We start from the raw sequence: 18,503 nt of genomic DNA, 5'->3' as shown, positions 1-18,503 counted from the left end.
CACCACACTTTATGAGACCGTCTCGTTTTACTGTGCCACCTGATACCCCTGTTCGCTGGCACGCTCTAGGGCAGTTATGGCCCTATTTATTGGAATTCAAAACCCGAATTGTATTTGCCCTAGGCTGCCTAGTATTAGCAAAAATGGCGGGGATTGGCTTGCCCTTTGTACTTAAGCACGTGGTCGATGACCTTAACACCCAAGACCCTTCAACGGGCCTGGTAGCTGTACCCGTAGCCCTGATAGTAGCCTACGGCACGTTACGGCTATTAAACGTGATCATCGGCGAAATTCGAGATACCTTATTTGGCCGGGTAACAGAACGTGCGATGCGGCGTATGGGTTTAAACGTCTTTAATCACCTGCACAGTTTAGATCTTACCTTTCACCTTAATCGTCAAACCGGCGGGCTTTCCCGAGATATAGAACGGGGTATCACTGGCATCAGTTTTTTGATGCGCTTTTTGGTGTTTAATATTGGCCCGACTCTATTGGAAATTGCCGTAGTCGTGGGGCTGTTGCTGGTAAAATACGGCGTGTCTTATGCGGCCATTATACTCTGCTCGGTCATTGCGTATGTGCTGTATTCGATGAAAACCACCAATTGGCGCACACGGTTTGTCAAAGCCATGAACGAAGCCGATTCAACAACCCATTCACGAGCAGTAGACAGCTTGCTGAATTTTGAAACCGTAAAATATTTTAACAACGAACAATATGAGGCCGGTCGGTACGATCAGGAGTTAGCACAATGGGAAGTTGCCCGACGTAAAAACAGGCTGTCATTGTTTGCCCTAAATGGGGGACAGGCTTTTATTATCGCTAGTGCCATGACCGCCATGTTGGCAAATGCTGCAAACGGCGTGGCCCAAGGCGAAATGACCATTGGTGATTTTGTACTCATTAATGCCTTTACCATGCAAATATTCATGCCGTTGAACTTTCTTGGTTTTGTATACAGAGAAATCCGTGGCGCCATGGCCAATATCGATAACATGTTTACCCTGTTGGCCACCAAGCCAAGTGTACAAGATGATCCCCAAGCCCCTGACCTAACCGTCACCCGCGCACAAATCGAATTTCGTGATGTTAGCTTTGGCTACTCTGCCGAGCGCCCAATTTTGAAAAAATTAAACTTTACCCTGCCCGCAGGGAAAAAAACCGCCATTGTGGGTGCCAGCGGTGCAGGAAAGTCCACCATCATCAAATTGTTATTTCGCTTTTACGATACCACCGCAGGCAGCATTTTTATTGACGGTACAAACATAGCGCAGGTAAATCAAGCTTCCGTTCGAAAGCAGCTAGGCATTGTGCCTCAAGACACCGTCTTGTTTAACGATACCCTTTACGAAAATATTCGCTATGGCGCTCCTGATGCCAGCGATGCTGACATCGAAAATGCCATTAACACGGCTCACTTGTCTGAGTTTATTGCCCAATTACCCGACAAAGCCAATACTCGCGTGGGCGAGCGAGGATTAAAACTATCCGGTGGCGAGAAGCAGCGGGTCGCCATTGCCCGGGCACTGTTAAAAAACGCCCCCATACTGGTGTTCGACGAAGCTACCTCGTCATTAGATAGCGGCTCTGAACACGCAATCTTACATGCCTTAACGGCACTAGCATCCAACCATACCAGCTTAGTTATTGCGCATCGGTTATCCACCATTACCGACGCTGACAACATACTGGTAATGAACGCCGGTGAAATTACCGAGCAAGGTACTCACGCTGACTTGCTTGCCACCCATGGCGATTATGCAAAACTGTGGCACATGCAACAAAGTAATAAGGAATAGCGATGATGGATCCCGCAGCATTAAAAAAAGCGGTCAATACCACCATGCCCTTTGGCAAATACGCTGGCCGAAAACTATTTTATTTACCAGAGCCTTATTTAGTGTGGTTTAACAAACAAGGCTTTCCCCAGGGAACGTTAGGAAAACAGTTGGCATTGATTTATGAAATTAAATTGAATGGTTTAGAAGCACTTGCGTCGCCGTTACTTACAGACGATTGAACAATACGCTGGCGATGTAAATCACCAGCGTATTGGGTAGGTCACACTTACTTGCGCAAATGATCGGCCACAAGAAAGGCCATTTCCAGTACTTGATCGGCGTTTAAACGGGGATCACACTGGGTTTTATAAGCTTGTTTAAGATCATCATCTGAAATGGCATACGCACCACCGGTACATTCGGTGACGTGTTGACCGGTCATTTCAAGATGCACACCACCTGCATGGGTGCCTTCTGCTTTATGGGCAGCAAAGAACTGGCGTATTTCACTTAAAATGGCATCGAAGTTACGGGTTTTATAGCCACTAGATGCTTTAAATGTGTTGCCATGCATAGGATCAGAACTCCACACCACTTCTCGGCCTTCCGCTTTCACGCGGCGCAGCAAACGGGGTAAGTTTTTCTCTAACTTATCGGCACCCATTCGGGTGATCAAGGTAAGACGGCCAGGATCATTTAATGGGTTTAATACATCAACTAGATTGATCAGTTCATCTTCATCCATGGTCGGCCCCACTTTTACCCCGATGGGGTTGTGAATACCACGGAAAAATTCGATATGCGCATGATCCAATTGACGGGTCCGCTCACCAATCCACACCATATGGGCAGAGCAGTTATAAGGCTTACCGGTAAGGGTGTCTGTGCGCGTTAAAGCCTGTTCGTAATTCAGTAACAAGGCTTCATGTGATGTAAACAAGGTTGTTTCATGGAGCGCTGGCGTATTTAATGCATTTAGCCCGATAACCTTCATAAACTCGATGGCGTCTTGAATACGGCTGGCCATATCCTTGTAGCGATCTTTTAACGGGTTGTGTTCAACAAACGCCATGTTCCATCGATTCACTTCGTTTAGATCTGCTAATCCACCTTGGGCAAAGGCCCGTAATAAGTTCAAGGTGGACGCACTACGATGGTAAGCATCTAACAGGCGTGATGGATCAGGGCGACGGGCTTGCTCGGTAAACTCAAAGCTATTGATAATATCGCCACGGTAGCTTGGTAAGGTCACACCATCAATGGTTTCAAAATTTGAAGAACGGGGCTTAGCATACTGCCCTGCCATACGCGCCACTTTGGTGACTGGACAACGCCCAGCAAAGGTCATCACAATGGCCATTTGCAACAAAACTTTAAAGGTGTCGCGAATTTTTGGCGCGTTAAATTCAGAAAACGACTCGGCACAATCGCCACCCTGTAGCAAAAAGCCTTTACCTTGGCACACTTCGCCAAGTTGTCTACGTAGCTCTCGTGTCTCCGCAGCAAATACCAAAGGTGGATAAGAACTTAGCTTATTTTCAACGTCGTTTACTTGTTCCTGATTGTCGTATTCAGGTTGCTGCAGAATTGGTTTACTTCTCCAGCTGTCGGGTTGCCAGTTGTTCACGCTTTCTCCTCATTAATTGACAGCGATGGCCCGTACAGATAAATGTCCCATGGACGATTGAGTGACACCATCTCCTTGGTATCAAAGGCACTAGGCCTATAAAAAGTAGGGTGTTGGTTGGAAGTTGTCACGACTGGCCTAGAAAGGTTGGATTAAGTACTCATGGCCCGCGCCGATAAGAGTGCATTTCTGCTTCGTTGTATCACTTCAAACACCGAAGTGAATATTAACACAAAAATAGCCGTCCCCAAGGGTCGTGCTGTTAAATTGTACTCAATTGCGGCCAAACCGTTTACCTATACGTTCCCTTGCCTATGTAGACTGAGACTGTAAGTGTTTGATTAATCCGTCCGAAGCTTTTTCGATAAGATCTAACACCAGTTCAAACCCTTGCTTACCGCCGTAATAAGGATCTGGCACTTCTTTTTCATCGCCTTGTGCAAAATCAAGGAAGTAACGTATTTTATGCTTCGCTTCGTCGTCTTCGCAAAGCTTTAGCAGGTTGTCATAATTACTGCTATCCATGGCTAGAATATAATCGAATTTGACGAAATCTTCATCGTCTAAACGGCGACATTTAAGACCATCAAAAGAATATCCCCGTTGTTCTCCGGTGGCCCGAGATCGTTTATCCGGCGGACTGCCAATGTGGTATCCGTGGGTGCCTACCGAATCAATGTCGATATCGAGACCTGCCTCAAGCGCTTTATGTCGAAATACAGCTTCCGCAGTGGGAGAACGACAAATGTTGCCCAAACAGACAAACAATACTGACGTTTTTTTAGTCATAGCTAACCTTTATAAACAATATACACAATCACCCAGACTAAACATTGGCGATCCAATGGCGTATTATAGGTGTCTTTTTTGATTTACGGAGCCCCAATGTCAGCACATGTTCTTATGCTCAGCAGCTCGCGAGCCGATGATGAAGAATACCTTGCCCACGGAAGGCCGCACATTTTTACACACTTAGGCACTATTCGCGACATTCTATTTGTTCCATACGCCGGTGTTACCATCAGCTGGGATGAGTACACACAAAAAGTGCGCCATGCGCTACCTGAGTGCAAGATAACAGGGCTACATACATTAAGTGATCCGGTGCAAGCAATTCATGCTGCCTATGAAAACAAACAAGCTGTATTAGTGGGGGGAGGAAATACCTTTAATCTGCTGGCCACCTTGTATCAATTTGAATTAATGGCCCCCCTCAAACAGGCAGTGGCCAAAGGGCTTCCTTATATTGGCTGGAGCGCCGGTTCGAATATCTGTGGCACCACAATACGTACCACTAACGATATGCCCATTACCCAACCGCCCTCTTTCGACAGCTTGGCCTTTGTGCAGTGCCAAATTAACCCTCACTACTCTAATTATCAGCCGCCGGGGTTTAATGGCGAAACCCGCGATCAACGGTTAGCAGAATTCACCGCATTAAACCCCCTCACCCCAGTATTGGGAATTCGTGAAGGCAGTGCGCTGCTATTGAGTGACAATGCCTTATCGCTAAAAGGAAAGTCCGGTGTGATTTTTTTGGGCGAGCATAAAAAGGACATGCACGAGGGTGACGATTTAAGCGAGTTTTTGCACCAGTGAGCTAAGTCCTTGCAGACTTTCCTTCGACGGATTAAACGGTAGCTCGGCTAATAAGGGCGCGGGCATACTGTTTTTTAGCGTTTGTAGGTTTTCTGTATACACCGGCATGGCCGGATCAAGCTGATTAGCCACCCAGCCTTTTAGCTTCAAGCCATCACGTAAAATGGCATCGGCGGTAAGCAGTGCATGATTAAGGCACCCTAAGCGCATGCCCACCACTAAGATCACCTCTAACGACAAGGCTTTGACAACCTCAGGCATCCACAGGTTCTCGGCTAAAGGCAACTTCCAGCCCCCCGCGCCTTCCATCAGCAATAAGTCAGGCTGGTAGGTTTGCAATTGCTGATAACCTTGAACAATGGCGTCTTCGGTGATGGTCACGCCGGCTTGTTGTGCAGCAATATGAGGGGCAATGGGCGGCAATAAGGCAATGGGATTAATCTGCTCTAAAGGCGCAGACACAGACGATGCTGCTTTAATGGCGCGGGCGTCTTCATTACTGTAAACCCCATCAATTAACTCACAACCGGCAGAAACTGGCTTATAGCCTAATGTGGATAAACCCGCGTCTGCGCCAGTGCGCAATAATTGAGATGTCACAAATGTTTTACCGATTTCAGTATCGGTACCGGTGACGAAATAACTGGCCATGAATTATTTTTCCAATATTAAATGTAAAACTTGGTAGGTCACCTTTAAGTTACCCTGTTCATCTTTGGCAAAAACATGCTCTAACTGTTGTAATTGCTGGCGACGAAGTGGTGAGCTTTGGGTGTTCCCTAACGACAGTCCGGCTCCTACCTTTGTGATGGAGCGTAACAAACTGCGAATATTGCGATGATAATCTTCGTATTGCCGCACTTGATTAAAGTGAACGGCAAGTGGCGAGGCTAGCAGCGCTGCCATCCACTGTTGCGGCGTAAACAGCTGATTCACCGTAGGTGCCATATTGGCCCGTTGCTTTGCTATCACTAACTCGTGCAGAGAATCAGCAACCATGATGGCAAGGTGAGCCGTTCCACCGGCACCTAACACTCGGGAAATTTCACTGATCGCCTGAGCCGGTGAGGCAACCCATTGCAAAGCCATGGAAGAATACACACATTGAAAGGAGCCGGCGGGAAACGGCAAGCTCTCGGCATCACCCTGTACAAAAGTCAGTTGCGGATAACGCTGGCTTGCCGCGCTTACCATGGCCGGGGAAATATCCACCCCCACCACCTGATTGTTGGCCGCGACAAGTTTTACGGTTTCACGCCCGGTGGCACAACCTATATCTACAATGCGTTGGTCACACAAATTTACCATTAACGACTGGGTGTGCTGGGCTATTTTCGATTGTACCGTTGCATTTTCATCATAGCTTAGTGCCGCCCGACCAAAACGTTTTGCAATGGCTTGTCGGCGATGATCATGCTCCTGGGGTTGGCTACCTTGAAGCAGGTTCATAGGGTATCTCGAGCTAATTGTAATGCGTCGACCAAGGCGCGAATATCCTGCTCATTATGGCTGGCACTTAAGGTAATACGCAGGCGGTCGGTGCCTTTAGGTACGGTGGGATAACGAATAGCCGGTACCCAAATGCCTCGTTCCCGAAGGGCCTTCGACAGTGCCATGGCTTGCATTGGCCCGTCGGTTAGTACGGGCTGTATGGCACTGTCAGATGCAGCTACCGTTAACCCACTGTCTTTAATTAACCGACGAAAAAGAGCGATATTGTCAAACAGCTTTTGCCTTTCATCTCCGGCGGCGATGGCCGTAAGAGAATACAAGGTGGCCACGGCTTGTGCCGCCGGCATGGCCGTGGAATAAATATAATGCCGCGCCTCATTAATTAGATAATTAATAAAAGCCTGACTACCAGCAACGAACGCACCGGCAGTGCCTACCGCTTTACCAAACGTGCCCATAAGAACAGGTAACGCATGCTGGGACAGTCCATCGAGCTCGGCTGTGCCTAACCCGTTTTCGCCCAACACGCCAAAACCGTGTGCATCGTCTAGCATCAGCCAAGCGTTGTGCGTTTGACACAATGAAACCAACTCGGACACTGGGGGCACATCGCCGTCCATACTAAATACCCCTTCGGTTGCCACTAAACAGTCGCCTTCCCCTTTTTCTAACAAGGTAGCAAGATGTGACATATCGTTATGAGCAAAACGGCGAAAAGGGGCTTGGGAAGCCAACGCCCCATCAATAAAAGAGGCATGCATGTATTTGTCGGCGAGCACCCGGGTATTGTCTTTTAATAACGCCTGGCAAATGGCCTGATTAGCGGCAAACCCCGAGTTAAACAACAACACCGCGTCGCGGTTTAAATGGCTTTCAAGGTAGCCTTCTAACGCAGCATGAGCCTGGGTATAGCCCGTTACCAGCGGTGAAGCGCCACTACCAGCACCAAATTGGGCTAAGCCTTCTACCCAGCTTTGCAACACACCTTCATGTTGTCGCATGCCCAAATAGTCATTGCTGGCAAAATTGAGGTAGTGGGCACCATCCACACAAATAATGCCGTCTTTTTCGTATTCGACACAGGTGCGAGCACGCAAGTAACCTGCGGCACTTTTTTCCGCTACCCTGGCACTGATAAAATCAAATGCCATTACACCTCCGTCACTGACGGCGTTTTCGTTGCTGTGGCGTCATAAAACAAATCCGCAGCACTAGGCTGGGCGGCGATTTCTTCCTGTAAGGCTTGTTCATGGGCTTCATCAGAAAAATCACGGGTGCGTTCAGCATTGATCCCCAATTTTTTAAATAACAATACATCTTCGTGAGTATCGGGGTTCGAGGTAGTCAGTAATTTACAGCCATAAAAAATAGAGTTTGCGCCGGCCATAAAGCACAGTGCCTGCATCTGTTCGTTCATGTTTTCACGACCAGCAGAAAGGCGAACGTGTGACGCAGGCATCATAATTCGGGCGATAGCAATGGTACGAATAAACTCAAAAGGCTCAAGATCGTCCACATTATCTAACGGCGTTCCCTCTACCTTTACCAACATATTGATAGGCACACTTTGAGGGTGCTCAGGCAAATTCGCCAGTTGTATTAATAGTCCCGCGCGATCAGAGGCAGACTCGCCCATGCCCACAATGCCACCAGAGCATACGTTCATGCCGGCATCCCGTACGTTTTGTAAGGTGTTTAGGCGATCATCATAGGTTCGGGTAGTAATAATATCGCCGTAAAATTCCGGCGATGTATCAAGGTTGTGATTGTAATAATCTAAACCCGCTTGTTTAAGAGCAATGGCCTGTTCACGGCTAAGCATCCCCAGGGTCATGCAGGTTTCAAGCCCCAGTTTTTTCACTTCTTCAACCATTTTGGTGACATAAGGCATATCCCTTTCACGAGGGTTACGCCAAGCTGCCCCCATACAAAAACGGGTGGAGCCTGTGGCTTTTGCTTCTTTGGCCCGCTCTATTACTTTTTCAATTTCCAGTAAGCGTTCTTTCTCTAGCCCTGTATCGTAACGGGCACTTTGTGGGCAATATTTACAGTCTTCTGGACACGCGCCAGTTTTAATCGATAACAGTGTGCTTACCTGCACTTCATTTGGATCAAAATACTGCCGATGAACAGTTTGCGCCTTAAAAAGTAAATCGTTGAATGGCATAGAAAAAAGTTGCTGAACTTCATCAGAAGTCCAATTATGCCGAATATCCGCCGAGAGGTGTGGTACGTTGGCAGCGATGGTCATGCCCTATCCTTTACTATTAATAAATACTGGCTTAGTCTATGCGTGACATCGTAGTTGTCAACCCTGACCACTTCTCAACATTTACTAATGGTTATATTTTGAGCAATATCGAATTTGATCGCCAACATATCTGGCACCCCTATACCTCTGCAATTGATCCGCTGCCCTGTTATGAAGTTACCGGTGCTAAGGGCGCTACCATTGAACTGAAAAACGGCAAAACCCTAATTGATGGTATGTCGAGTTGGTGGGCCGCCATTCACGGATACAATCATCCGGTGCTTAATCAAGCCGCTAAACAACAAGTGGATGCCTTTTCCCATGTCATGTTTGGGGGACTAACCCATGAACCGGCGGTGTCACTTTGTCGCACCTTATTAACTATTGCGCCAGAAGGCCTAAATCGTGTTTTTCTGGCCGATTCGGGTTCAGTATCGGTAGAAGTGGCGTTGAAGATGGCGCTGCAATACTGGGCGTGTCAGGGGCGTAAAGAAAAACACAAAGTGCTCACCCCTCGAAATGGGTATCACGGTGACACTTTTGCAGCGATGTCGGTATGCGATCCTATCAATGGCATGCACAGTTTATTCAGCGGAGTTCTAAATAAACAGGTATTTGCGCCGGCTCCGCAAACCCGTTTTGATCAAACCTTTAGCGAAGACGACATTCTGCCGCTGCAAGAGCTATTCGAACGTCATCATCATGAATTAGCCGCCCTCATTATCGAGCCCGTTGTTCAAGGTGCCGGAGGCATGCGAATTTATCACCCTGAATACTTAAAGCGCTGCCGCCAACTGTGTGATGCTTATGATGTCCTGTTAATTTGTGACGAAATTGCCACAGGGTTTGGTCGAACGGGAAAATTATTCGGTTGCGACCATGCCCAAATCAGTCCTGACATTATGTGTTTAGGAAAAGCCCTCACTGGTGGCTACATGACTTTAGCGGCAACCTTGTGTACCGAAGACGTGGCTCAAGGAGTGTGCCAGGGTGATCCTGGGGTATTTATGCATGGTCCTACTTTTATGGGTAATCCCCTAGCCTGTGCCGTGGCTAATGCCAGTTTAAGCATTATTGGGCAAGGGGCCTGGCGCAATCAGGTTGCCGCCATCGAAACCCAACTAAAAGCAGAATTGACGGTCTGTCGCTCTTTATCGGCGGTACAGGACGTGCGAGTACTCGGTGCCATTGGCGTGGTGGAAACACGCTCGGCTGTGGATGTGGGCCGTATTCAAAAGCAATGCGTAGAAAAAGGGATATGGATAAGGCCCTTTGGCAAGCTCGTATACATTATGCCCCCTTACATTATTACTCAAGAGCAACTTAGCACCCTAACGTCCGGCATTTATGACATTTTGGCAAACCTATAGCGCGAGGTTTTTTCATGCAATGGCTTACACGGTTCATCGACAAACTATTCTTTGCCGCTCTGTTCGTAGCCTGCTTACAAATACCCGTGCTGATTGACCACTATCGCCAATATCTTACTGGATTTTATGACGCTACCTATCAGCAAGTGGAAGGATTAAACGCCCTTGCTACCCAATATGGCTTCGACTCCGCCGAGGAACTTGTGGCCTATTTAAGTGGCAATAGGGATGCTATTGTACGCCAAGATGCCCAAGCTAAAGCCCAACTGCTTGTCACCCTCAGTGATACTCAGGCTGGGCTTAACATCCTTAATCACGGGCATTATTTTCAGCGTGTCAGCTATATTTTCTCACCCAAGCGCTATCAAACCCTGACGAATGTGCTGGACAATTATACCCCTGCACTGCCGCTAACCATCCCCTCGGTACTTTATAGCTTACTGTTAGCCCTGCTATTAAACATCGTGTTGGCTTCGCCTTTTTGGGGTTGCAAACGAGTGTACCAATGGCATAAACACCGCCAAGGTCGGCTACGATTTAGCTAAACAGAGAAGCCTTGTGGCCGTGAGATTTCTGTTTGGCATTCAAGTTGCAAACATTCCTATTACGATACCAATCCTATGTCTTAGGCGCCGACACTAACATTTGATTTGCACCTGATATTAAAGGATTTTTCTAATCAACAACCGAAAATAGGTGATTGTTATGTTGAATGAAAATACGTTACTCATTGGTCAACTGTTGCAAATAAGAGACAATATCCTCGCCAAACGGCATGCAATCCCTTCGTCACTGCAAGATGAATGGCATCGGTTGGTAGAGCGCACGTCCGCTTTTGATATTCGCCAAGCCTTTAACACGGCCAGAAAAGGCGCCGCGTTTGCTAAGCCAAATATGTTTGAAGGCAGTGCTAACGAATTGGCTAACTTGGTTAATGCCTTACGCGCTTTTAATCAAAAGCTGAGTCGTTAATAGTTGTTTGGCAGCGCCACCATGGGCTGCCGATACCCCACTATATTTATTACAGGGTTTTGCAATTTTTACCTAAAACGATGGCGCAAATTACATTAACCTTCGCTCAAACAAAACACGCAACCCACTGATATATAATAACTTAATCACCCAACAAAACCGCTGGCACAACCGTTGCAACTTCTACTCTACTGACATTGTCGTTTTTTTAACGACTGCAGATATTCACAATCTTAGGAGGAATTATGAGCAACAGTACTATGGCTGAATTCACCGCTCCGGGTCTAAGTAGCGATGATGCAAAAAAAACGGTACAGGTTTTAGAACAACGTTTGGTCGCCCTGCTCGACCTACAATTGACATTAAAACACATTCACTGGAATGTGGTAGGTCCTAACTTTATTGGTGTTCATGAAATGCTGGACCCACAAGTTGATGCGGTACGTGCAATGACAGATACCATTGCTGAGCGAGTTGCTACCCTTGGTGGCGTACCTAAAGGCACGCCAAAGGCTATCGTTGATGGCCGCAGTTGGGACGACTACAACATTGGTAAAGGTATGGTCACTGACCATCTTGTAGCCCTTGATGCGGTTTACAATGGTGTCAATGGCGATCACCGTAAAGCCATTGAAACCCTCTCAGAAATCGATGCGGTTTCAGAAGATATGATCACCGGTCAATTGGCTGAATTAGAGCAATTCCAGTGGTTTGTAAGAGCGCACATTGAATCAGCGTCAGGATCGTTAAAAAACGATAAGTAGTCGCATCGCAAGCAGGCCTTGCGGTAAAAACTCAGGACACGGTGGAGCGCCACAAAAGCTTATGATTGGCTTTTGTGGCGCTTTTACTTATGGGCAATTATCTATCAAAACTGTGCAGATTTATGGTAATTTAGCCACCAGAAATTACTGCTCTATCTAAGGAAACCCTATGCTCCTAGCTTCAATTGCCATCATCGCGGGATTAGCTGTCTTATTATGGAGTGCAGGAAAGTTTGTCGATGGCGCGGCAGGTTTGGCCAAACACTTTGGCTTGTCGCCCTTGCTCATTGGTATGCTCATCATCGGCTTTGGTACATCAGCACCGGAAATCATTGTTTCGGTTTTCGCCGCCCTTCAAGACAATTCAGGCATAGCCCTGGGCAATGCTTACGGCTCTAACATTGCTAATATCGCCTTAGTGTTGGGTTTAACCGCTGTGTTCAGTCCTATTGCTGTGCGCTCGGATATTATTAAGCGAGAACTCCCCATTCTGCTTGGTCTGACATTTTTCGCCAGTTGGCAATTAATTGATTTAAATGTGTCAAAAGACGATGCATTTTCATTATTAGGGTTGTTTATTTTACTGATGGGCTGGAGCATATGGACAGGCATAAAAGGCGACGGGGACAATCTTGCCGCTGAATACAGTGAACAAATTAATAGTGAAGAAACCTCTGTAAAAACCAATATTATTTGGTTATTAGCCGGCTTGGCTTTATTGGTAGCCAGTTCCCGTATTTTAGTATGGGGAGCCGTAGAAGTCGCCACACACTTTGGCGTTAGCGATACCATTATCGGTTTAACCATTATCGCCTTGGGTACGTCGCTACCCGAATTAGCATCATCCTTGATGGCGGTAAAAAAAGGCGAACACGAAATGGCCTTGGGTAATGTTATCGGCTCGAACATGTTCAATACCCTTGCCGTTGTGGGCATTGCCGGTACTATCCAACCTATGGTAGTGGAACCGAGTTTCTTCTATCGTGATGTGCTTATTATGGTAGGCACCTCGGTGGCGCTGTTCGTATTTTGTATTGGTATAAAAAGACAAGGCCGACTAAACCGCGTAGAAGGCGGTGTGCTGGTGCTAGGTTACCTGATATACACCTGGTACCTCATTCAATCTTCCTTTATTAGTTAGACTCTGTGAGGTTACCCATTAGGTCACATTCAGGTTTAGGGTAAGCAAGCTAATGACAGAAATGCCTGCCAGTATAAATAGATTAATGCCGTAATGGTCTTCTTGGCGACGGGTGCGTCGCGCCCGCATCAGCATGGTAAATAAGGTTAGACCTAAGCTGATCTGCAGCAACCATATCAATGCATTGACGTGCTGCGCCGACCACGTTGTTCTGCCTGCTACCCCCCAATAGTTTTGCACACCAGAGACAAAATCTGGCCGAGCAAAATGAAAAACCACCAGTGCACACACCAAAAGCAGCCAGCAAGTTAGATTAATCGTCACGATAAAACGATACAGCCCATCTTTTCCTCGGGGCTTTTGACGCCTGTCTTGATTTGCCGGATTCACCATAAATATGCTCTTGGTTAAAGAAAGTTCGCTGGTATCCCGTTTCTGAATCAGTATACTAGCCCTTCGTTTATACATACGAATAGACACTTTGGATACCTACTGCGTTGCGGCAAGAGGAATTTCACTGATTTCCCCTTGTATTGCCATGGGCAGTGGCGTAAATCTATTAACGGCAATCTTAACGTGTCTTTTAGCAATTTTGAGTTATTTTTTCACATTACTCAAAAAACATACAATATTTCAATAGGTAAGATGGAGACATTCAAATGACGCATGCGCCCGTTGTCGACGTGCTTGATGGTAAGTACGCAGTTGGCGAAACGGTGACGGTCAAAGGTTGGGTGCGTACTCGCCGCGACTCAAAAGCCGGACTTTCTTTTATTGCTCTGCACGATGGTAGTTGCTTTAACCCCGTTCAAGTGATCGCGTTAAATTCTCTGTCAAATTACGCAGATATCCAGCGCCTTACTGCCGGCTGTTCCCTTTCAGTAGAAGGAAAAGTCAAACCTTCACAAGGCCAAGGCCAGGCTGTTGAATTAGAAGCCATCGCCGTAGAGATTCTTGGCTGGGTTGAGAATCCTGATACTTATCCCATGGCTGCTAAACGTCATTCCATCGAATATTTACGTGAATACGCTCACCTTCGCCCGCGTACCAATGTTATTGGTGCGGTTACTCGTGTGCGTAACTGCTTGTCACAGGCAATTCACCGCTTCTTCCACGAGCATGGCTATTTTTGGATAAGCACACCTATCCTTACTGCCAGCGATACTGAAGGTGCCGGCGAAATGTTCCGGGTATCCACCTTGGATATGATGAACTTACCTCGCACCGACAAAGGTGATGTAGATTACAAAGAGGATTTCTTCGGAAAAGAAACCTACTTAACCGTATCGGGCCAACTTAACGTAGAAACCTACTGCGCAGCTATGTCAAAAGTTTACACCTTTGGCCCAACGTTTCGCGCGGAAAACAGCAATACTTCACGTCATTTAGCCGAATTCTGGATGATTGAGCCCGAAGTCGCCTTTGCCGACTTAAGCGATGTTGCCCAATTAGCAGAAGACATGCTTAAGTATGTTTGTAAGGCTGTACTTGAAGAACGGGCAGATGATATGGCGTTTTTCGCCCAACGTATTAATAAAGATGTCATCAATCGTTTAGAAGCGTTAGTTTCCTCTGACTTTGTACGCATGGATTACACCGACGCCATTGAAATCTTACAAAATAGCGGCAAAAAGTTTGAGTTTCCTGTGGAATGGGGCGTGGACTTGTCCTCAGAGCATGAACGTTACCTTGCCGAAGAGCACGTTGGCGCGCCTATCATTATGCAGAACTATCCGAAGGACATTAAAGCCTTCTATATGCGCATTAACGATGATGAAAAAACCGTGGCGGCCATGGATGTTCTAGCGCCGGGTATTGGCGAAATCATTGGCGGCTCTCAGCGTGAAGAACGACTGGATGTTTTCGACCGCCGGTTAGAAGAAATGGGCCTAAGTAAAGAAGACTACAGCTGGTACCGAGATTTGCGCCGCTATGGCACCGTTCCCCATGCAGGATTTGGCTTGGGCTTCGAACGCTTAGTGGCATACGTCACCGGCATGCAGAACGTCCGTGATGTTATCCCTTTCCCTCGCACCCCAGGGAACGCCAATTATTAATCAATAAAAGCGGCTACTTAGCCGCTTTTTTGTTGCCCCCCAAAAGCGGAATTCCCGTTAGGTAAAGATTGAAGCCCAACTACTGATTGTGTACATTGGACCATTCACGGAATCAATTTAACCATTTATGCACGATGTCGCTTTTACTACCATTCAATGTGAACAATGCTTAACAAAGGTGGACGTACCTGTGTTAACGCATCGACAGCGTGCCGTTTGCCCGACCTGTGGTCATACTTTACTGACCTACCGAAAAAACCAGAATGAATCGGTACTGGCGCTGGCGATTAGTGCGTTAATATTTCTAGGGCTTTCTTTGCCCTTTAACTTTCTGTCTTTTAGAAGCAGCGGCATTCAACATCAAATCGCCCTGCCAGATAGCTTTGCAGCCTTATTCAATCAAGATTACCTTTCTCTTGCCATTATAACGGGGCTGGCCACCTTGGTGTTCCCCGGCATGGTGCTAATGGGCATGATCGTATTAAGTCATTTTCGCAAAATGAACCTGAAACCCCGGTTCTTAACCCATGTCTTTTTTTGGGTAAAGTTGCTGCTTCCTTGGAGCATGGCGGAAATTTTTTTAGTCGGCACGCTGGTCAGTTTAATTAAAATATCTTCTATGGCCGATATCACCATTGGCCTGTCTTTTTATGCGTTTGTGGCATTCTCAGCCTGCATGACAGCGTGTGTTATTCATTTTGATATTAACCGTTATGCCTACTGGCTGTATGGTGAGGTACCTACGCCTAAACCCATCACAGAGCGCAGTATTACGGTAAGTATTCAACGCACCTGGGCGTTACTGATCACCGCTACCTTGCTTTATATTCCAGCGAATCTTTTACCCATCATGCATACACAGTTATTTGGCCGTGACGAACCAAGTACCATAGTAGGCGGCGCAATTACCTTATGGGAGTCGGGGGATTACCCCGTTGCTATGATTATAATTTTTGCCAGCGTATTGATTCCTGTAGCAAAAATACTCATTCTAACGTGGTTGAATCTTAGCGTTCAAAAAGGACTTGAACGGGGTTCTCGGGTACGAACCCGCCTATATAGGCTGACAGAAGGGATTGGACGCTGGTCGATGATCGATGTGTTTGTGGTCGCCGTACTGGTTGCATTAGTCCAGTTGGGGAACACCATCTCTATTCACCCAGGCCCCGCCGCATTAGCATTCTGCGGGGTTGTGTTTGTGACAATGGTTGCGGCTATGACATTTGATAACCGCCTGATTTGGCAGAACAGGAAAGAAATTACATGAGCCTAGAGGCCAATATAAAATCAACAACACATATCTCTAAAGTTTGGATCATTCCCATTGTTGCTATTCTCATTGGCGGTTGGATGGTGTGGTATCAATGGAAAAATCAGGGTCCACTCATTACTCTGGAATTAAAATCGGCCAGTGGTATTGAGGTAAATAAAACCCCAATTAAAGTACGAGATTTAGAAATCGGGCAAGTTAAAAAAATTGCCTTAAAGCCCGATCTAGACGGCGTTTTGGTAACCGCGCGTATTGATGCCAGTGCAGAGCGATTGCTTACGGAAAACACCCAGTTTTGGGTGGTTGCACCGCGCATCAGTTTTTCTGAGGTATCGGGACTAAACACCCTGCTCTCAGGCTCTTATATTGCCATGACCGCCGATGCAACCGGCCAGGAACAGTTTCACTTTACCGCCCTAGAACGCCCTCCAGTCACACCGTCTGGCACACCCGGATTACATGTAACCTTAAAAAGTAATGACAAATTTGCATACAAGCCCGGTGATCCCATCATCTATAAAGGCTTTAAAGTGGGTGAGTTTGAAGAGGCGAAATTTAATATCGATGAACGGGTTGTTTATTACAGTGCCTTTATTGAAGCGCCCTATCACAAACTGATTACCCAAAATACCCGTTTTTGGAATGTCAGTGGCGTAAAGCTACACTTAAAATCCAGCGGGGTAAAAGTGGAAACCGGCTCGCTGGAAACCTTGCTAGCTAACGGAGTAACCTTTGGCATCCCTGCGGGGGCGGATTCTGGCTCGCCGGTGGGTGAAAATGCATCATTTAGTATTTTTTCTGACAACATTGAAGCGTCCAATGCCCGCTATAAACTCTATGCAGAGTATTTATTGCTAATTGACGAAACCGTGCGAGGATTAACCAAAGGCGCGCCGGTAGAATACCGTGGCATCGAAGTCGGTGAAGTGGCCAAAATCAACCCAATCGATTTGATCAACGGCAATATTCTAGATGAGAACTACCCCATCGCTGTGCTCATTCGAATCTATCCAGGAAAAGTCACTCAGCAAGACACACAACAAAGCCTCGATGCTGTAAAAGACACCATTCATCAGTGGATACAGCGAGATCTTAGAGCAACCCTACGCATGGGCAATGTTCTCACCGGTGGCCTTTTTGTCGACCTACAACACGATAACAATGCCCTCCCCTCTCAAGTGGCCTCGATTAACGGAATTGAAGTTATTCCGACGGTTTCCAATGAATTTACTCAGATCACCCAAAAAGCCGATGCAATCTTAGATAAGATCAACAGTTTGCCCCTTGATGACCTCATTACCAGCGTAACCAGCGTTATCACCGACATTAAAGGGGCTGCTAATCGGGTTGAAACAGCCAGCAACGACTTTGATGTTCTTATGGCTGATATCGATGCCAAAGCGCTAAACGAGAATTTAAATGCCGTATTAGTCAATGTGTCTGCATTAGTGAAAAACTACTCAGAAGGGGGCTTGAGCAAAGGCGAAATAAAAGAAACGGTGGATGCCATGCAAGAAACCTTACGTAATATCCAGCCCCTGCTATTACAGCTTAACCAAAAACCCAATGGGTTAATTTTCTCAGACAACAGCACCGAAGATCGGCAACCACGGGCAGCAGCAAAAGGCCAACATCATGACAATTAAAACTCTTTCGCTTATTTTTTGCATTACGTTGTTAGCTGGCTGTAGTTCATCGCCGGTGTCTTTGCAGTACTATGTTTTACATTCGCCTTCGTCGTCTGTTGCACCGTCAATAACAACAGCAAAACATTACGTGCAAATACAACAAATACTGTTACCTGATTACCTCGAACAGCGCTCTCTTACCATGCAAACCGGCCCGTCCACCCTTTATTTTTCTCAAAACCATGTTTGGGCTGAGCCAATGAGCACGGGCTTTGCCCACGCCTTACGAGATGCACTGTGGGAAGCGGGGCAGATTTTTGTTATGCCCGACGATATGTATTCAGAAATGTACCCTGTAATAAGCTTACATATCAGAATTGACGATTTTGTGGCTACATTTGATGGCAATGTAATGATTAAGGGTCAATACTGGTGGAATGATATGCATCAGAACCCGCAAATCAAAAATTTTGATTTTCGTCGCCCGCAACAAGCTGATGGGTTTGCTCGTACTGTGGAACAAATGCGAGCCCTAACCCTTGATGTTGCCACGGCGATTGCAAAGGACATGCAAACAGAAAACTGAGAAAT

Annotated in this window: 19 protein-coding genes; 12 read left to right on the top strand and 7 right to left on the bottom strand. The window is 46.7% G+C overall.

The window, feature by feature from the left end; all coding sequences use genetic code 11:
- The first annotated feature begins 11 nt into the window (after positions 1 to 11).
- Together KO501_RS04380 and KO501_RS04375 are read left to right on the top strand one after the other, a co-directional pair.
- Positions 12 to 1,799, top strand: a complete 1,788-nt coding sequence (locus KO501_RS04380; protein ID WP_216028435.1) for an ABC transporter ATP-binding protein/permease — start codon at positions 12 to 14, stop codon at positions 1,797 to 1,799.
- Positions 1,800 to 1,804: 5 nt separating this feature from the next.
- Positions 1,805 to 2,020 (top strand): DUF3820 family protein, encoded by a 216-nt coding sequence (locus tag KO501_RS04375; protein ID WP_216028478.1) that lies wholly within the window; start codon positions 1,805 to 1,807, stop codon positions 2,018 to 2,020.
- A gap of 47 nt (positions 2,021 to 2,067) precedes the next feature.
- Here the strand turns inward: KO501_RS04375 and KO501_RS04370 are convergent, their stop codons facing one another.
- Both KO501_RS04370 and KO501_RS04365 read right to left on the bottom strand, forming a co-directional pair.
- Positions 2,068 to 3,408 carry a class II 3-deoxy-7-phosphoheptulonate synthase gene (locus KO501_RS04370; RefSeq protein WP_216028434.1) on the bottom strand — a complete coding sequence of 447 codons (1,341 nt, stop codon included), beginning with the start codon at positions 3,406 to 3,408 and terminating at the stop codon, positions 2,068 to 2,070.
- A gap of 312 nt (positions 3,409 to 3,720) precedes the next feature.
- Positions 3,721 to 4,197: a low molecular weight protein-tyrosine-phosphatase gene (locus KO501_RS04365; protein WP_216028433.1), complete on the bottom strand. Its 477-nt coding sequence runs from the start codon at positions 4,195 to 4,197 to the stop codon at positions 3,721 to 3,723.
- Positions 4,198 to 4,293: 96 nt separating this feature from the next.
- On the opposite strand from KO501_RS04365, the gene pepE reads away from it, so the two are divergent.
- Positions 4,294 to 5,007: a dipeptidase PepE gene (pepE, locus tag KO501_RS04360; RefSeq protein ID WP_216028432.1), complete on the top strand. Its 714-nt coding sequence runs from the start codon at positions 4,294 to 4,296 to the stop codon at positions 5,005 to 5,007.
- Here pepE and bioD read toward each other — a convergent pair.
- From bioD to bioB, 4 genes are read right to left on the bottom strand one after another with little or no spacing between them, the layout of a single operon-like run.
- Positions 4,984 to 5,658 (bottom strand): dethiobiotin synthase, encoded by a 675-nt coding sequence (gene bioD / locus KO501_RS04355; RefSeq protein WP_216028431.1) that lies wholly within the window; start codon positions 5,656 to 5,658, stop codon positions 4,984 to 4,986. The two genes, pepE and bioD, sit on opposite strands and share 24 nt — an antisense overlap.
- A 3-nt stretch (positions 5,659 to 5,661) precedes the next feature.
- Complete coding sequence (locus KO501_RS04350; RefSeq protein WP_216028430.1) at positions 5,662 to 6,456, bottom strand: methyltransferase domain-containing protein; 795 nt, start codon at positions 6,454 to 6,456, stop codon at positions 5,662 to 5,664.
- Positions 6,453 to 7,610, bottom strand: coding sequence for an 8-amino-7-oxononanoate synthase (gene bioF, locus KO501_RS04345; RefSeq protein WP_216028429.1), 1,158 nt, complete (start codon positions 7,608 to 7,610; stop codon positions 6,453 to 6,455). Before bioF ends, KO501_RS04350 begins: the two co-directional genes overlap by 4 nt.
- Positions 7,610 to 8,710 (bottom strand): biotin synthase BioB, encoded by a 1,101-nt coding sequence (bioB, locus tag KO501_RS04340; RefSeq protein WP_216028428.1) that lies wholly within the window; start codon positions 8,708 to 8,710, stop codon positions 7,610 to 7,612. The genes bioF and bioB overlap by 1 nt, the downstream gene beginning before the upstream one ends.
- A 38-nt stretch (positions 8,711 to 8,748) precedes the next feature.
- Between bioB and bioA the strand changes: the two genes are divergently transcribed.
- The 5 genes from bioA (at position 8,749) to KO501_RS04315 (ending at position 12,957) form a co-directional block, all read left to right on the top strand.
- On the top strand, positions 8,749 to 10,080 hold the full coding sequence (gene bioA / locus KO501_RS04335; protein ID WP_216028427.1) for an adenosylmethionine--8-amino-7-oxononanoate transaminase: 1,332 nt from the start codon (positions 8,749 to 8,751) through the stop codon (positions 10,078 to 10,080).
- 14 nt (positions 10,081 to 10,094) lie between these two features.
- A complete protein-coding gene (locus KO501_RS04330) occupies positions 10,095 to 10,625 on the top strand; it encodes a DUF2937 family protein (RefSeq protein WP_216028426.1) in 531 nt (176 codons plus the stop codon).
- Between the two features lie 160 nt (positions 10,626 to 10,785).
- Positions 10,786 to 11,052 carry a hypothetical protein gene (locus KO501_RS04325; protein ID WP_216028425.1) on the top strand — a complete coding sequence of 89 codons (267 nt, stop codon included), beginning with the start codon at positions 10,786 to 10,788 and terminating at the stop codon, positions 11,050 to 11,052.
- 245 nt (positions 11,053 to 11,297) lie between these two features.
- Positions 11,298 to 11,816, top strand: a complete 519-nt coding sequence (gene dps / locus KO501_RS04320) for a DNA starvation/stationary phase protection protein Dps (protein WP_216028424.1) — start codon at positions 11,298 to 11,300, stop codon at positions 11,814 to 11,816.
- Between the two features lie 169 nt (positions 11,817 to 11,985).
- Positions 11,986 to 12,957, top strand: coding sequence for a calcium/sodium antiporter (locus KO501_RS04315; RefSeq protein ID WP_216028423.1), 972 nt, complete (start codon positions 11,986 to 11,988; stop codon positions 12,955 to 12,957).
- 18 nt (positions 12,958 to 12,975) lie between these two features.
- Here KO501_RS04315 and KO501_RS04310 read toward each other — a convergent pair whose 3' ends face one another.
- Positions 12,976 to 13,350 carry a hypothetical protein gene (locus KO501_RS04310; RefSeq protein ID WP_216028422.1) on the bottom strand — a complete coding sequence of 125 codons (375 nt, stop codon included), beginning with the start codon at positions 13,348 to 13,350 and terminating at the stop codon, positions 12,976 to 12,978.
- A 266-nt stretch (positions 13,351 to 13,616) separates the two neighbouring features.
- Between KO501_RS04310 and asnS the strand changes: the two genes are divergently transcribed.
- The 4 genes from asnS to KO501_RS04290 all read left to right on the top strand — a co-directional run bounded on the left by asnS (position 13,617) and on the right by KO501_RS04290 (position 18,498).
- The gene (gene asnS, locus KO501_RS04305; RefSeq protein WP_216028421.1) at positions 13,617 to 15,014 is read left to right on the top strand and encodes an asparagine--tRNA ligase; all 1,398 of its coding nucleotides are present in this window, start codon (positions 13,617 to 13,619) and stop codon (positions 15,012 to 15,014) included.
- Positions 15,015 to 15,204: 190 nt separating this feature from the next.
- Positions 15,205 to 16,281: a paraquat-inducible protein A gene (locus tag KO501_RS04300; protein WP_354667809.1), complete on the top strand. Its 1,077-nt coding sequence runs from the start codon at positions 15,205 to 15,207 to the stop codon at positions 16,279 to 16,281.
- Positions 16,278 to 17,930: an intermembrane transport protein PqiB gene (pqiB, locus tag KO501_RS04295; RefSeq protein ID WP_216028419.1), complete on the top strand. Its 1,653-nt coding sequence runs from the start codon at positions 16,278 to 16,280 to the stop codon at positions 17,928 to 17,930. The genes KO501_RS04300 and pqiB overlap by 4 nt, the downstream gene beginning before the upstream one ends.
- Positions 17,920 to 18,498 (top strand): ABC-type transport auxiliary lipoprotein family protein, encoded by a 579-nt coding sequence (locus KO501_RS04290; RefSeq protein WP_216028418.1) that lies wholly within the window; start codon positions 17,920 to 17,922, stop codon positions 18,496 to 18,498. Before pqiB ends, KO501_RS04290 begins: the two co-directional genes overlap by 11 nt.
- Positions 18,499 to 18,503 lie beyond the last annotated feature (5 nt).

The sequence above is a fragment of the Alteromonas sp. C1M14 genome (assembly GCF_018860965.1).
Classification (GTDB): domain Bacteria; phylum Pseudomonadota; class Gammaproteobacteria; order Enterobacterales; family Alteromonadaceae; genus Alteromonas.
Note: the sequence above shows the minus strand (reverse complement) of the source record. Positions and strands in the feature narration are given on the sequence as shown.